Source organism: Halomonas sp. 5021 (genome assembly GCF_036663435.1).
GTDB lineage: Bacteria > Pseudomonadota > Gammaproteobacteria > Pseudomonadales > Halomonadaceae > Vreelandella > Vreelandella janggokensis.
The window spans coordinates 45,919-60,675 of sequence record NZ_JAXOVU010000005.1 but is presented as its reverse complement, the minus strand read 5'-3'; the positions used below and the strand labels follow the sequence as shown (position 1 = coordinate 60,675).

Here is a 14,757-nt window from a genome sequence, read left to right as displayed (position 1 = left end):
CTCCTTTACACCTGCGCCCGGGCGCGTTGCCAAAGCGCTTCAGCGGCGCCCTGGGCATCAGAAAGCAAGACTGATGTATTGGCACGGCTCAGCTCACCGCCTTCAACGACAACCTCGCCATTGCAAACCACATACTCCACATCTCGCCCCTGGGCCGTGTGAACCAGGTTGCCCATCGCATTGATTAGCGGCACAAGGTGTGGCCGACGGAAGTCAAACACCACCAGGTCGGCGCGCTTGCCAGGCGTGAGTGACCCGAGCTCAGCGTCGAGCCCGAGTGCCTTGGCACCTCCCAGGGTTGCCATCTCGACGACATGATGGGGCTGCCACGTCTCATTGACTTCGCCCTCCTGGACGCGCCCCATGATCAGCGCCCAGCGCATCACCTCCACCATATCGGCGTGCATGTTGTCAGTGGCCAGCGCCAGGTTCGCACCGGCCTGACGCAGACGCGTCGTCGGGGCAATACGACCACCGGTCGCATTGCCTCGCGGTACATGGGCAATATTGGTCGCCGTGGCGCCAATTCTTGCGATATCGCTATCGCTGACATACATGCAGTGCGCCGCGGTGAACCGAGAGCCCAGCAAACCGACGTCATCGAGCAGCTCGGTCGGGCTCATGCCGTCGCGCTCCTGAACACGACGATTCTCTTTGAGACTTTGGGAGAGGTGGCCATTGACCTGGACGCCCAATGCCTCGCTTGTCTTTGCCACTTTCGTCAGCAGTTCTTTGGAGCAGGTATCCGGCGCATGCGCAGCCAGCTCAACCCCCAGCCGACCGTCCATGCCGCCCTGCCAGCGATCATGCAACGCGACGGCGTCGGCCAATGTCGTCTCGCCGATCTCGGCTCGGTGCTCCCAGATACCTTCATGCACCCGGCTGAAGTCCACATCGTGTATCCGACCGCATGTAATCACCCGCATACCGAGCTCGCCCATTGCAGGCAGGGTATGGTTGGCGTGGACATAGCTATCGTTGATCAGTGTAGAGCCGAACAACAGGGCTTCTGCCGCGCCCAATCGGGCCAGAGCCACCGCTTCTTCTTCACTGACCTCATGGCCATGGGGTACCCCCGGGGTATACGCCGGGGCAAATCCCATATCCTCGGCGACGCCGCGCACCATGCTGAGAATGGTATGGGTGTGCACATTGACGAACCCCGGGGTAACAACCCGACCTTGCATGTCAAGCGTTCGACGGGCGGGAGGTAGCGGCTTGGCAGGATCGTCGGGGCCGATTTCGACCAACCGACCCGCATGGATGACGATACGACCACGCTCGATTTCCCCGAGGACCGGATCGACCGTGATGACTCGGGCACCATGGATCACCAGGTCGGCGGGATAGGTCGCATTAAATAAAGGCGGTGTTTCCATTTATTACTCCTGGAGCCATCAGTAGCCAAGTAAACGAGGAAGACCGGTAACGATCGGGGGAAAGGCGATGCACAGACCAAGGATCGCAAACTGAAACGCTACGAAAGGCAGCGACTCCTTGACGAGTGTCATCATCGGCACTTTGGTAATGCCGCTCATCACGAAATACAGCACTCCAACAGGCGGCGTCATCATGCCGACCACCAGGTTGTACATGAACAAAAAGCCGAAATAGAGAGGATCGATACCGTAGACAAGCGCCACGGGCGCAAACAGGGGCACCAGCATGATGTAGGCCGCGTTGGATTCGACCAGCATGCCGATCCCCACCAGCAACACCATGGTCAGCAGAATGAACGTCAAGGGATCGCTAGTTAATGACTGGATGAATGACGACAGCATCACCGGCACCATCTCGATGGTGAAAACGAAGGTGAGTACGGAGGCGAACGCTATCAACGCCCCCACCATGGCTGACGTCACCGCGGCCCGGTAAAGACACCCGGGAAGATCGGCAAAATGAAGACGGCGAGTCACGACAAAGCCGATGAATGCCGAATAAACAACCGCAATGGCCGCCCCTTCAGTCGCCGTGAAGACACCGCCGACAATGCCACCTACCACGATGACCGGCATCATGATAATGACTAGGGCACGCCGGGCTTGATGGGCCACATTACACAGATTGAAAGACTCACCCGTGAGTTCGTAGCCACGTCTCCAGGAAATCCAGCTCGCGATGGCCATGAAGCCCACGGCCAGCATGAGGCCAGGGACGATGCCGGCCATGAAGAGACCACCCACTGACACGGATGAGCCGGCCATCAGGGCATAAACAATCATGGCATTACTGGGTGGGATGACAGGCCCCAGGTTAGCCGCCGACGCGATAACCGCACCCGAATACGCATCAGGATAATATTTGCGCAGTGACGGGACCAATGTGCTGCCCATCGCACTGGCGCTGGCAACGGCTGCCCCGCTTACCGAAGCAAAAATGGTGCCTGATGTGATGGTCACGTGGGCGAGCCCTCCATGCATGCGGCCCACCAGGCTATTGGCAAAAGCAATAAGACGATCCATGATGCCCGCTTTTACCATCAGCTCACCGGCCAGCATGAACAGGGGTATCGCCATCAAGGGAAAACTGTTGACGGCATGCATCATGCGCTGTGGCATCACGACCAATTCAAAATCAAGCAGGAAAAGTGATGCCAAAGCCCCCACCCCAATGGCAAAGGCCAGCGGCATACCCAATACCGCCAATCCGAGAAACAGGCTGATAGCTAACCAAGTCATGGTCTATTGACCTCCCAGGTGGCCGAACCGCCCCAAGCGAGCAATGTCAGATGGAGGAAAGCGTGGGCGCCGCAAACCATAACGGCGATAAAGTAAACAGAAGAAGTGACGGGCAACGTCGGCATCAACTGATTCCAGCCATCAACAGTTGCCGTGTAACTGCCTACCATCACCATCAACATCAGCAATGCTGACAGGCCTGCGGTAAGTCGAAACAACTGCTCTCGCCGTCTTTCCGGCATCATCATGACAAACAGATCAATGCCGACATGAACGCCGTGTTTCACCCCGTGGGGAATGGCCAAAAAAATTGCCCAAACAAAGAACAGCCTTGATAGTTCATTGGCTGAATCTATTGATGAACCCAAGACATAGCGCCAAAAAACTTGCAAAGAGATGAAGACAGTCATCAACGCCATTACCACCACAACAGCCCAGTAAGTGGCGACATCCAATTGCTCGATCAGCTTTTTAAAGTAACTAAAGCGTTTAGATACCGGCGGGGGCATTGGCCCCCACCCGCGTTTTTCATCATGGCGATTTTCAGAGGAAGAAGGCGTCATAGCTCGTCTCACTTAGCGCTTTCAGCTTCTTGCATCACCAGCTCGAGGAACTCAGGATCGACCCGCTCGGCAAGCGTATCCGCCACCCCTGCGGTCGCCTCGCGAAGTTCGGCGCGCAACTCATCAGGGATCGATGTAAACTCCATGCCCTCGTCGATAAGCATCTGACGCCACTCTTCTTCTTCCGCCGCAGCCGCTTCACGCTGCCACTCCATTGCCGCTTGCATACCCTCGTCCACTAGCATGCGATGTTCATCGGAGAGGGCGTCATAGCTATTCTTGTTCGCCACCGCGTTGATAAAGTCATAAAAGTGACCACTGTCCGAGAGATAATCCTGGACCTCATGGAAGCGACGACTTGCGATAATGTTGTAGGGGTTCTCCTGTGCATCAAGCACATCCTGCTGAAGGGCCGAGTAGAGTTCTGACACATCCATCGATTGCGGATTAGCCCCCAGAGCTCGGAACGTCTGAAGGTGGACCTCATTGGGCTGCAGACGAATACGCATGCCCTCGAAGTCTTCAACCGACGTAATCGGGCGCAAATTATTCGTCACGTGGCGGAACCCGAGCTCGCCGTAACCCAGGTTGACAAAGCCGAGCTCTGCCATCTCCTGGTCCAGATGCTCACCGACGGGACCGTCCATAACTTCAAAGGCCTGCTCACGACTGTCGAACAGGAAAGGCAAACTGACGGCTTCGTAGTCCGGCACGGTCCTACTGAAGTAAGCAATCGACGTAAAGACCGCAAAAATACTACCGGAGCGCACCTGATCAACGTTTTCGGTTGCACCGCCCAACTGCATAGCGGGAAAAAGATCGACCTCGATCTCGCCCTCGGACTCCGTTTCGACATACTCTTTAAATATTTCCATGGCGCGAGAGACCGAATGATCCGTCGGAAAGTTACCTGCCACTCGCAGTTGTTCCGCCGCCAGGAGCGAGGGTGACAGCAGCATACCCGCCGCCAAAAAAGGAACCGCCTTCAAAAATTTGCTATGGGACATGATGAAATCTCCAGCCGTTTTAGTAAGGACAGCCTGGGCACTCAGAGCTCGGCCACCTGAGATTAAGTCAGCAACTAGCATGCCAAGCCCATTTTCATCACACCGACATCAGCCATTTATTGTCGTAAATAAATGAATATAAAGGATAATAATATTGTTCTTTATATTATTTAAAATAGTTAATACAATATTGCATACAATATTTTTGAAAATATATCGCACTCATTTTGTGCGATAAAAATGCAAACGCCCATTAACAGTGCAGTCGTACCAGACGCACTTTTGATTGAAAGCCGACCCCATTCATACGTATCTTACGGCTAGTGAAAATACAGGAACCTTTATGGACACATCCCTTGCAAAACTTGCCATTGATGAGATAGCCGAGCGGATAACGGATGCGGTAATGGAGCACCGGCTACCCCCAGGCATCAAATTAGTGGAAGAAAAACTAGCCAGTGCTTTCGGTGTGAGCAGAACGAAGATTCGTCAGGCACTGACATTGCTGGCACAAGACGGGCTTGTGACCCTGCACCCCAACAAGGGGGCCTACGTGACGCGCCCCACGGCCGACGAGGCGAGAGACCTTTTTGTCACCCGTCGATTGGTAGAGCCGGAGATCGTACGTAATGTCATCAAGCGCGCCTGCGCCGACGACCTGGCACAGTTGCGGGCTCATTTAGAAGAGGAAACCGAGGCACGCCGGCTTGGAGATCGGCGGCGCATCATTCGGCTGTCAGGCCAGTTTCATATGTTGATGGCTCGCCTTAGCGGTAACAGCTTCATTGAAAAACTGATGGCGGAACTCTGTCCTCTGACCTGCTTGATTATTGCTCTTTTCGACGAGCCTCAGACGCCCGCTTGTCCAGAAGATGAGCATGCCATGATTGTGGACGCGATAGCTGAACGTGATGAAGAACGAGCCATCGACTTGATGCTGCATCACTTACATCACATTGAGCAGGCACTTCATTTGGATCAGCAAGTTGAAAGTGGCATTCACTGGGAAGCACTTTATGGATAGAGAAGCAGCGCTGTATGCCCTCATAGATCATACACCCTTCCATCTATCCCAAAAGGCACCGTACGGAAGCAATTAAGGCGTCCGTCATGACACTTCGCCAAGCTGTTTTCGAGACAGATTGGTCGGACCGGATACATCATCGTCTCCCTCATGCATCGGGATAGGCCGTGCCGCGCTTGACGCGCACCAGTAGCTCCTCCCCGCCGATCTGGCCGCCCTTGAGTACTACCTCCAGCCCGTCGACCGGCGAGTCGGTGGCTACCAGCCGGCACAGATGGCCTCCCTGAGCCTCATCGAAGGCCACCAGTTCCAGGGCATCTGCCCCGAGTTGCCGCATGGCATGGCTCGAGGTATCACCACCCGCAAAAACAACACGATGAAGATCGCCTGCCTCTCTCAGCTCGCGGGTCAGTCGAGCGAAAACCTCGCCAACGACCGTCGCCAGTCGCTCGGTTGAAAGGTCAGCAATGACATCCGTGTCGCTGCGCGTGGTCGCCACAGCGACATCACGACCCTCTCGGAACATAGCCATCACCTGGCGGGACAGCCGTCGGGCCACGCCAGGCGCATCGCGCATCGCCTCTTCGGGCTGCAGTGGTAGAACGCAACCGCCCTGCGACTCGAAATGCGCCAACTGCATGCGGGTCTGGGGGGAACAACTGCCGGATAGCACCAGCAACCGCGCCACGCCTTGATAGGTGGTCGGCAACGGGTGGCGCTCCACCGTATCGCGGGTCAAGGAACGGCCCACGGCATCTGCCAGCCCCTGGGCAGCAACCGCGAGCGTAGGACGGTGCTCGGCCAGGCGCAGGATCAACTCGGCAGCGTGTTGCAGCTCGGACTGATTGGTGGCATCAAGGACCACGAAACGCTCTGACTCAACGGCCGACCACAATGTCTCCCAGCCGCCGCCCGCCTGACGATAGTCGAGCAGTGTGACCGCCGCCGACGCAATTGTCGTCTGCGAAGCCAGATGACGACGCAAGTCCGCCTCGTTCATCGGGGTCGAGGGGTGATGCGCCATGCCTGGATGCTGATCCAACCGACAGATCTCGCCCTGGTAGCGGGTGAACAGGTGGGAAAATGCGGTGTATCGCCCGAAGTCCGGGGTAGCGGGCATCACCGGCAGAGCACAGCCCGGCCAGCGCCGACGGGCCAGCTCCATTACATGCCCGATGCTGCCCACCGTCGGTGATGAATCGAATGTCGAGCAGATCTTGAACTGCATTAGCCTGGGGGCGATCGACTCGATGACTGCAAGGGCCGGCTCGACCTCGGCGGTGATTGCCGACGGCGTCAACCCACGAGCCGTCCCCGCCAGCCCTACCACATCCAGTTCCGTTGCCATGTCAAAGATCGTCTCGGGCGCTGCAGTGGAGAAAAACAGTCGCCCACGAAATCCATGGCGGCAGAACTGCGCCAAATTTTCCGTCGAACCGGTGAAATCGTCGCCATAAAAGGCAACCAGTGGTCTTGTCATTGTTAGCCCCTCTTTCCTGGTTGCTCAGGTGCTCTCTCGCACCTTGAGCTCGTAGCCTATATCAACTCTCGATGAAGCGGGCGATCCGCCCTCCAGCTTCGCCAATAGCATTTTCGCGGCCTCTACGCCCATCTCGTAGCGGGGCACGGTCACGGTTGTCAGGCGTGGCGTCAGGTGCTCACCCAACGACAACCCCAGATATCCACCGATGGCGATATCCTGGGGCACCCGTACGCCAATCCGATTGGCTTCCAGAATGGCCCCGGCCGCCAGGTTATCGTTGGCGAAATGTAACGCCTGCAGTTCAGGACGTGCGTCCAACGCCTCGAGAAACAGTTTCCGCCCTACCTCATACGACGAAGGTTGGTCATCCTGAAATAGCACGTCACTTTCTATCCCAGCTGCCTTCAATGCCTGACGATGCCCTTCATACCGCAGGCGGGCACGATAATCGTGCGCCATGCCAGTTCCCAGAAAGGCAATACGTTGATAGCCCTGCTCGACCAGATGCCTGGCCATGCAGGCCCCCGCTTCGGTGTTTTCAACCCCAATGTTCATATCGATGCAGGTCTCGCCCAACTCCATGATCTCGACCACAGGTCGTCCCCAGGCCTTCAGCCGACGTTCAGCGCTCTCGCGATGCCGGAGACCGGTCATGATCATCCCTGAAGGCGAATAGCCGAGCACCGTATCGACCAGGGAGGCCTCGCGTTCCAGGTCAAAATCGGTGGAGCCCAACAGCACCTGATAACCAGCGGGTTCAAGGGTCTGCTGGATGCCATGGATTACCTCGATATAGGTCAATATCGACAGTGACGGCACCACCACCGGAATCACTCGGGTACCTGCCGAGGCCAGACCGCCGGCGATCAGATTGGGAACATAGCCCAGTGCGGACACGGCATTGTCGATACGCTCACGCAAACCGGCAGAGACATTCTCGGGCGTATTCAGGGCGCGCGACACAGTGATCGGCGCGACCCCTGCCTCCCTCGCTACGTCCTTGAGCGTGACACGGTTATCACCTTGATGACGTCGACGTTCTCGCACGCCCGTCTTGTTGGTTGACATACCCTTCTCCTATCTATCCCAGTTTGCGTTCCTGGAAGTTTATCCTATGATGAAAAAAATGGTAGCGCTACCAAATCACCAGTGCTAGCTTTCTGAATAGCCATTCGAACCAGTTGGTGAGGAGTACGCAAATGGCGAGCCAGCCATCTTCAGTTGAAATGCCGCGCATCAGCGCCAGCTACCGCATCGAAACGCCGCTTGATCCAGAGCGGGCGGCCCTGGCGATGGCTGGCGAGCAGTCCTCCGGCACTTTCCTCAAGCTGGCCGGAGAAACCGATGCCCTGCGCGAACGCCATGCCGCCAGGGTAGACGCGGTCACCGCGCTGACGGCATGTGATACGCCCTCACTGCCTGGCTGTTTATCCGGTGACACTTACCAGCAGGCGGATGTCACCTTGTCATGGCCGCTCGAGAATATCGGGGCCAGCCTTTCCAACCTGATGGCGACGATTCTTGGCAACCTCACTGAGCTACGGGAACTTTCCGGCTTCCGGTTGACGGATATCGCACTGCCCGATGCGTTCATCAAGGCAATGCCCGGCCCCCAGTTTTCGGTTTCCGGCACGCGGCATTTGGCAGGCGTCGACCGGGGCCCGCTGGTGGGTACCATCATCAAGCCCAGTGTAGGCCTATCCCCCGAGGAAACCGCCGCACTGGTCAAGCAACTGGTGGAAGCCGGCATCGACTTTATCAAGGATGACGAGCTGATTGCAGATCCCCCCTATTCGCCGTTAGCCGAGCGGGTCCCTGCGGTGATGCGAGTGATCGAGGAACACGCTCAACGTACCGGGCGCAAGCCCATGTATGCCTTCAACATCACTGGCGACCTCGATGAAATGCGCCAGCGCCATGACCTGGTCCGCGACCATGGGGGTACCTGTGTCATGGCCAGCGTCAACTGGATCGGCATGGGGTCGCTGACGGCACTGAGGCGTCATGCCCAGCTACCGATTCATGGTCACCGCAATGGGTGGGGCCTTTTCTACCGCCATCCGCAGTTGGGCATCGATTACCGCGCCTACCAGACATTACTGCGCCTGGCCGGTGCCGATCACTTGCACGTCAACGGTCTCGGCAGCAAGTTTGCCGAGGCCGATGCCTCGGTGATCGACTCCGCCCGCGCCTGCCTGACCCCATTGCTCGAAGCGCCGGACCGCGACGATTGTGCAATGCCGGTTTTTTCGTCGGCACAAACGATCCACCAGGTACCCGCTACGTTCGCGGCACTCAAGTCGGCGGATCTCATTTACACCTGCGGCGGCGGCATCATGGGCCACCCCGATGGAGTCGCCTCTGGCTGCCGCGGAATTCGTGCCGCCTGGGACGCCACCTCCCGCGGAATATCGCTGGAGGAATACGCTAAACAGGAACCCGACCTTGCGGTCGCGTTGCGGGCCTTTAGCCGCCCGTTTTCAGGATGAAGCAACACCGATACGCCATAACAACATCAATACGCCACTACGACATCAAAGAGGTAAGTACCATGAAGACAATAACAGCAAGCAGCATCTTCCTCGTTGGCCTCGCGGCCTTTGGCACGACAACAACGGCCTCAGCCGAGGAGTTGGCCATTGCCATCCACGTCGAACCGTCGCATCCCATGTTCAAGGTGGGCGAACGGCTCAAGGAGAGCATCGAAGAAAAGACCGACGGCGAATTCTCGATCACCCTGCTGGGGACCGAAGTGGGCGGCGAACGTGACCACCTCGAGGGCGCCAGTTACGGCGAGTACGCTATCGCCCTGGGTGGCTCAATGCCCATGACCCTATATGCCGAGGAATTTGCCGCCGCCGACCTGCCCTTCGTCTACGGCTCCAGCGAAGAGGCCCGTGAGGTCTACAACGGCGAGACCGGCGAACTGCTCAACGAACAGCTTATCGCCAACGGCAACATGCGTCTGGTCGGACTTTCCGCACGCAATCCGCGCAACCTGACGTCCAACTTCCCAGTCGAAACGCCAGAAGACGTTCAAGGGGTGCGCATGCGGGTACCCGAGATCGCGCCCTGGATCCAGATTTGGGAAGAAATCGGCGCCCTGCCCAGCCCCATCGCCTGGCCCGAAGTTTACACGTCGCTGCAGACCGGGGTGATCGATATGCAGGAAAACCCGGTTGACCTGATCCATGCCGGCAAACTCTACGAGGTACAGAGCCATATCAACCGCACCGAGCATGTCTACTCTTTCTTCCATTGGCTGATGAACGAGGACTTCTACCAAGGGCTTTCCGATGAGAATCGCGACATCATCATCGGTGCGATCGATGAAGCGACCAGCTGGGGTAACGACATGGTCGCCAATGGCCAGGCCGACCTCTACGCGGAGCTTGAGGAACTCGGCATGACCGTCGTCGAGCCGGATGTTGCCGCCTTCCGCAGCGCAGCCGAACCCGCGATTCGCGACATTGCCGAGAGCTATCATCCTGCGGTGCGTGACTACGTCTTGTCACTCGTCGAGTAATCGCAAAGGGCGAACCGTTAATTTCGGCGGTTCGCCCACCCATTCCGATGCACATCACCCGGAGGCGCCCGTGAAAATCTCGGAACGCGTTACCCGTGCACTTGATCTGTTCTGGAAGTTGCTGACCGGGGTTGTGATGACAGCTTTCGCGCTGATGCTGATCATCATGGCTGTTCAAGTCATCTCACGCTATGCCTTGGGCATTGCCGTGTCCTGGACCGATGAAGCCTCGCGCTATCTCTTCCTGGCCGAAATTTTCCTGGGGTCAGTGCTCGCGCTGCGCTACCAGGAACACATTCGCATCACCATCGTGACCGACATCTTGAGCCCTTCCGTGCGCAACATCATCGCCAGCGTAGCGGATGTGATCTGCGTGCTGGTGCTGCTGATGCTCGTCGCTGGAGCCTGGAACATGATGGACAGAACGGCCGGCATCATGGCCAGCACCTTTCAGATGAGCTTTTCCTACATCTACCTCATACAGATGATTTCCGCGTTGCTCATGATCGCGCTCCTGCTCGGTGAACTTTACCAGCGTCTCATGGGCACCCTCCAACCCACCATCGAAGATGGCAGGAGTGACTGACCATGGAAGTTTTCGTCATCATGTTCGTTGGCTTGATCGTTCTGCTGATGCTCGGGGTTCCCGTGGCATTCGCCATGATCGCCTCTTCGGCCCTTGTACTGGGCTATACCCGTGGCTTTGACGCCATCCCCATGGAAATGATCTCACAGCGGACACTATACGGGGTCAACAGCTTTACCCTTCTGGCTATCCCCGCCTTTCTGCTCATTGGCCGCCTGATGAACAGCGCCGGCATCTCGGACCGTGTCTTCGATGTCGCCCGCACCATGGTAGGCCACTTCAAGGGTGGGCTGGGTCATGTCAATGTCGTCGCCAGCATGCTGTTCGCGGGCATGTCCGGCTCGGCGGTTGCCGATGCCGGCGGACTCGGGGCGCTGGAAATCAAGGCGATGGAGGACGACGGCTACCCGACTGGCTTCAGTGCCGCCGTTACCGCCAGTTCGGCCACTATTGGACCGATCATCCCACCCAGCATCCCCGCTGTCATCTACGGCGCCCTGGCCAATGCCTCGATTGCCGCCATCTTTCTGGCTTCCATCATTCCCGGGCTATTCATGGGCATAGGATTGATGGTGATGGTCGCCATTATCTCTCATCGGCGCGGTTTCCCGACGCGGGCAAGGGCCCGTTTCAGCGAGTTTACTCTCGCCCTCACGCGGGGCGCACTGCCAATGTTAACCCCCCTGATTATCATCGTGGGGATTCTCTCGGGCGTGTTTACCCCTACCGAGGCGTCGGTGGTAGCGCTGATCTACTGCCTGATCATCTCGTTTCTGGTCTATCGTTCGATCAACATACGCGAGTTCCTGAATATTCTGCGCGCCACCGCCATTGATACCGCCGCGCTGCTCTTTATCATCGCCGGCAGTGCGCTTTATAGCTGGGTGTTGGCACGTTATCAGGTGACCGCGCTGGTGGCGGATTTTCTGCTGGCAACGGTGACCGACCCACTCGGACTGCTGCTCTTGCTGGCCCTGTTCATCCTCCTGATCGGGCTCTTTATTGATTCAGTTCCGGCGCTGTTCCTGCTGACCCCGCTACTGGTGCCGGTGGTGATGCAATACGGTATCGATCCCGTGCATTTTGGCGTGGTCATGATTTTCACCCTGATGATCGGCTTGATCACACCGCCTGTCGGCACTGTGCTGTTCACGATACAGAAGATCACAGGCATGCCGTTCTCGGGTCTGGTGAGGGAAATACTCCCGTTCTACATACCGCTTTTCGCGGTATTGCTGATCATCATCCTGTTCCCAGCAGTCGTCATGTTTCTACCCAACCTGGTACTCAATTAGGGCAGCAACGCCTGTCCACGACAACGAGGAGATTCACATCATGTCTGTTCTCATTACGGGGGGGCTCGGCCACGTCGGCTCCTGGGTGGCCTACCAACTGGCCAAGCAAGGCAAGCAAGTCATCATCTGCGACATGGCGGCCGGCCATTTCGATCGGCTGGGTCTCGACTATCTGGAGGAGGTACGCGACAAGTTAGTGCTGGAAGCCGTCGATGTCCTCGACTATCACAGCATGTTCGAGCTTTTCCTTCGTCATCAGGACGAACTGGAAGGTGTCATCCATGGGGTCTCGGTCATCGCCGGCCCCACGTTCCAGCAACGCCCCTTCAAGAATATCTCGATCAACGCGATGGGTACCCTGAATGTACTCGAAATCTGTCGAATTCTGGGGATTAACAAGGTCGTGAACATGAGTTCCGGTGCCGTTTACGGCGATGCCCCGGGACCCCAAAGCGAAGCGACGCCTTACAAAGCGACCGATCTTTATGGGGCCACCAAGATTGCCGGTGAGCTCTATGGCTTACAATACAGTGACACCTACGGAATGGACGTACGCAACGCACGGCTGTTCTTCGTCTACGGCCCTGGCAAGCGCCCGTCGCACATGCATATGGTCTACCAGGGATTGTTTGGCCCGCTGGAAGGGCTTGACGATATCCAGGCACCCAACGGCGCCGAGCAGTCCCTGGACTGGACTCATGTACACGACACGGCGGCCGGCATCGTCAAATTGTTCGAGAAGGACAGTGTTGTCCAGCGCAATTTCAACATCTCCAGCGGGGTCAGCGTCGACCACCTGCAGATCGTCGAACACGTCGCCGAGATCACGGGCAAGCGGGCCAACGTCAAACTGGGTCCCGGCCCCTTCGTGGTCAGAGGCGCACCGCTGGATATCTCGCTGGCCCAGCAGGAGCTTGGCTTCACGCCCAGATTCACGGACATTCGCGAAGGCATCCGCGACTACTGGCAGTGGCTGAAATCCAACGCCAATTGAAGGGAGCAATGGGAGGCAACTGAACGCATTCGCCGCACGTCCTGCGAAAGAATGCGTCTTATCCGGTGAAAAATGGCTGGCTCCCCCAAGGGGTGACGCTGGCCATCGCTTACGACCCTCATACAGCCACTTTCCTACCTGCCACCAGAACGGATCACCTCGCCTGAACAACGATTAAACATTGGTAACACCGGGAACATAAGTCCGTCTTTCAAGCATCCCCAGCAAGCTCGCCACGGTGGATGTCAGCACCAGGTAAATCACCCCCGCCCAGAGAAAGACCATGAAAAAGTCCAGCGTGCGTGAGCCGATATCTGAAGCAATCGCGGTGATCTCCACCACACCGATCGTATAAGCAATGGAGGTAAACTTGAGCTCGATGATCGCCTCGTTGGACCATTGAGGAATCACTCGGCGCAATGCCTGTGGCAGCATGATATGGCGAATGGCCTGCCACTGACTCATCCCGCAGGCGCGCGCAGCGACCAGCTGCCCTTGCGGCACCGACAGCACCGATCCACGAAAATATTCAGCCTGGTAGGCCGCACTGTTTAGCGTTATGGCGATAACGGCCGCCGTGAATGCATCGAAAACAATCCCGACATGCGGCAGCCCCAAATAGATAAAAAACATCTGCACTAACATCGGCGTCCCGCGGAACAACTCCACATACACGGTGCTGATCCAATAAAAGAGGCGATTGCCATACACCCTGGCCCAACACAGTATGAGACCGAGAAAGAAACCCAACGTGATCGCAATGATCCAGATCGACAGCGTGATTGGCACCCCCGCAAGAAGCGAGGGCAGCCACTCGATCCCAAATTCAATGAATTCCTGCATGGATCACCCGTGCTCGGCAATAACGTTGAGAAAAGCGCGTGTCCGCTCGTGGGTAGATTGATTGAACATGAAGTCAGGCGCCCCCTGTTCAACGATATACCCATGTTCCATAAAGATAATCTCGTCAGCTGCTTGACGGGCAAAGCTCATTTCATGAGTCACCACCACCATTGTCATGCCTTCCTTGGCGAGCTGTTGCATCACTTTTGTCACTTCCCCCGTTAGCTCAGGGTCAAGCGCCGATGTTGGCTCATCAAACAGCAGAACGTCGGGGTCCATCGCCAAGGCACGCGCAATCGAAACACGTTGCTGCTGGCCACCGGAAAGCTCAGCGGGATACGCCTCCGCTCTATCGGCCAGGCCGACCCGCTCAAGCTCCTGGTGTGCCCGTTCAGTGGCAGAAGCCTTATCTTTACCCTTCACCTTGATCTGGCAAATCCGCACATTGTCGAGCACGGTTAAATGCGAAAACAGGTTGAAATCCTGGAAAACAAAGCCCATTCGCGCCCGCATCGCATCAATATTCGTGTCCAGGACTTCTTCACCGTTCAACTTGATACAACCGGCATCCGGAGTGGTGAGATAGTTGATACACCTCAACAACGTGCTTTTACCCGACCCTGAAGGGCCAATCAGCACCTTGGTTTCACCCTTTTTCAAACTAAAACCGATGCCTTTTAGAACGTCCACACCATCGTAGGCCTTTTTAAGGTCTTGCACGTCCAGAATCAGATCGTTGGCCATTGTCGGTTGAACCC

14 protein-coding genes are annotated in these 14,757 nt (G+C 57.0%); 6 read left to right on the top strand and 8 right to left on the bottom strand.

All coding sequences use genetic code 11. The features are described 5' to 3' along the window. Window positions 1-5: 5 nt before the first annotated feature. Genes R3F64_RS10185 through R3F64_RS10170 form a run of 4 tightly spaced genes read right to left on the bottom strand, consistent with a single transcriptional unit; the run spans window position 6 to window position 4,248 of the window. On the bottom strand, window positions 6-1,379 hold the full coding sequence (locus R3F64_RS10185; RefSeq protein WP_332611264.1) for an amidohydrolase family protein: 1,374 nt from the start codon (window positions 1,377-1,379) through the stop codon (window positions 6-8). Window positions 1,380-1,397: 18 nt separating this feature from the next. Next, window positions 1,398-2,678 carry a TRAP transporter large permease gene (locus R3F64_RS10180; protein ID WP_085917339.1) on the bottom strand — a complete coding sequence of 427 codons (1,281 nt, stop codon included), beginning with the start codon at window positions 2,676-2,678 and terminating at the stop codon, window positions 1,398-1,400. Beyond that, the gene (locus tag R3F64_RS10175) at window positions 2,675-3,241 is read right to left on the bottom strand and encodes a TRAP transporter small permease (protein WP_085917338.1); all 567 of its coding nucleotides are present in this window, start codon (window positions 3,239-3,241) and stop codon (window positions 2,675-2,677) included. The genes R3F64_RS10180 and R3F64_RS10175 overlap by 4 nt, the downstream gene beginning before the upstream one ends. Window positions 3,242-3,249: 8 nt before the next feature. Further along, the gene (locus tag R3F64_RS10170; protein WP_268900859.1) at window positions 3,250-4,248 is read right to left on the bottom strand and encodes a TRAP transporter substrate-binding protein; all 999 of its coding nucleotides are present in this window, start codon (window positions 4,246-4,248) and stop codon (window positions 3,250-3,252) included. Between the two features lie 343 nt (window positions 4,249-4,591). Here R3F64_RS10170 and R3F64_RS10165 point away from each other — a divergent pair, with 343 nt between their 5' ends. Beyond that, entirely contained in the window at window positions 4,592-5,272 is a 681-nt protein-coding gene (locus R3F64_RS10165) for a GntR family transcriptional regulator (protein ID WP_264826577.1), read from the top strand. A 148-nt stretch (window positions 5,273-5,420) separates the two neighbouring features. Here the strand turns inward: R3F64_RS10165 and R3F64_RS10160 are convergent, their stop codons facing one another. Then, window positions 5,421-6,752 carry a four-carbon acid sugar kinase family protein gene (locus tag R3F64_RS10160; protein ID WP_332611262.1) on the bottom strand — a complete coding sequence of 444 codons (1,332 nt, stop codon included), beginning with the start codon at window positions 6,750-6,752 and terminating at the stop codon, window positions 5,421-5,423. A 24-nt stretch (window positions 6,753-6,776) separates the two neighbouring features. Next, the gene (locus R3F64_RS10155; RefSeq protein WP_085917334.1) at window positions 6,777-7,823 is read right to left on the bottom strand and encodes a LacI family DNA-binding transcriptional regulator; all 1,047 of its coding nucleotides are present in this window, start codon (window positions 7,821-7,823) and stop codon (window positions 6,777-6,779) included. A 131-nt stretch (window positions 7,824-7,954) separates the two neighbouring features. On the opposite strand from R3F64_RS10155, the gene R3F64_RS10150 reads away from it, so the two are divergent. The 5 genes from R3F64_RS10150 to R3F64_RS10130 all read left to right on the top strand — a co-directional run bounded on the left by R3F64_RS10150 (window position 7,955) and on the right by R3F64_RS10130 (window position 13,156). Then, window positions 7,955-9,244 carry a ribulose-bisphosphate carboxylase large subunit family protein gene (locus R3F64_RS10150; protein WP_332611260.1) on the top strand — a complete coding sequence of 430 codons (1,290 nt, stop codon included), beginning with the start codon at window positions 7,955-7,957 and terminating at the stop codon, window positions 9,242-9,244. A gap of 62 nt (window positions 9,245-9,306) precedes the next feature. Further along, the gene (locus R3F64_RS10145) at window positions 9,307-10,281 is read left to right on the top strand and encodes a TRAP transporter substrate-binding protein (protein WP_332611258.1); all 975 of its coding nucleotides are present in this window, start codon (window positions 9,307-9,309) and stop codon (window positions 10,279-10,281) included. Between the two features lie 70 nt (window positions 10,282-10,351). After that, complete coding sequence (locus R3F64_RS10140; protein WP_332611256.1) at window positions 10,352-10,867, top strand: TRAP transporter small permease; 516 nt, start codon at window positions 10,352-10,354, stop codon at window positions 10,865-10,867. Between the two features lie 2 nt (window positions 10,868-10,869). Then, entirely contained in the window at window positions 10,870-12,162 is a 1,293-nt protein-coding gene (locus tag R3F64_RS10135) for a TRAP transporter large permease (protein ID WP_085917332.1), read from the top strand. 40 nt (window positions 12,163-12,202) lie between these two features. After that, complete coding sequence (locus R3F64_RS10130) at window positions 12,203-13,156, top strand: NAD-dependent epimerase/dehydratase family protein (RefSeq protein ID WP_332611253.1); 954 nt, start codon at window positions 12,203-12,205, stop codon at window positions 13,154-13,156. Window positions 13,157-13,330: 174 nt separating this feature from the next. Here R3F64_RS10130 and R3F64_RS10125 read toward each other — a convergent pair whose 3' ends face one another. Both R3F64_RS10125 and R3F64_RS10120 read right to left on the bottom strand, forming a co-directional pair. Then, a complete protein-coding gene (locus R3F64_RS10125; protein ID WP_332611251.1) occupies window positions 13,331-13,999 on the bottom strand; it encodes an amino acid ABC transporter permease in 669 nt (222 codons plus the stop codon). Window positions 14,000-14,002: 3 nt separating this feature from the next. Beyond that, window positions 14,003-14,743, bottom strand: a complete 741-nt coding sequence (locus R3F64_RS10120; RefSeq protein ID WP_264826573.1) for an amino acid ABC transporter ATP-binding protein — start codon at window positions 14,741-14,743, stop codon at window positions 14,003-14,005. Window positions 14,744-14,757 lie beyond the last annotated feature (14 nt).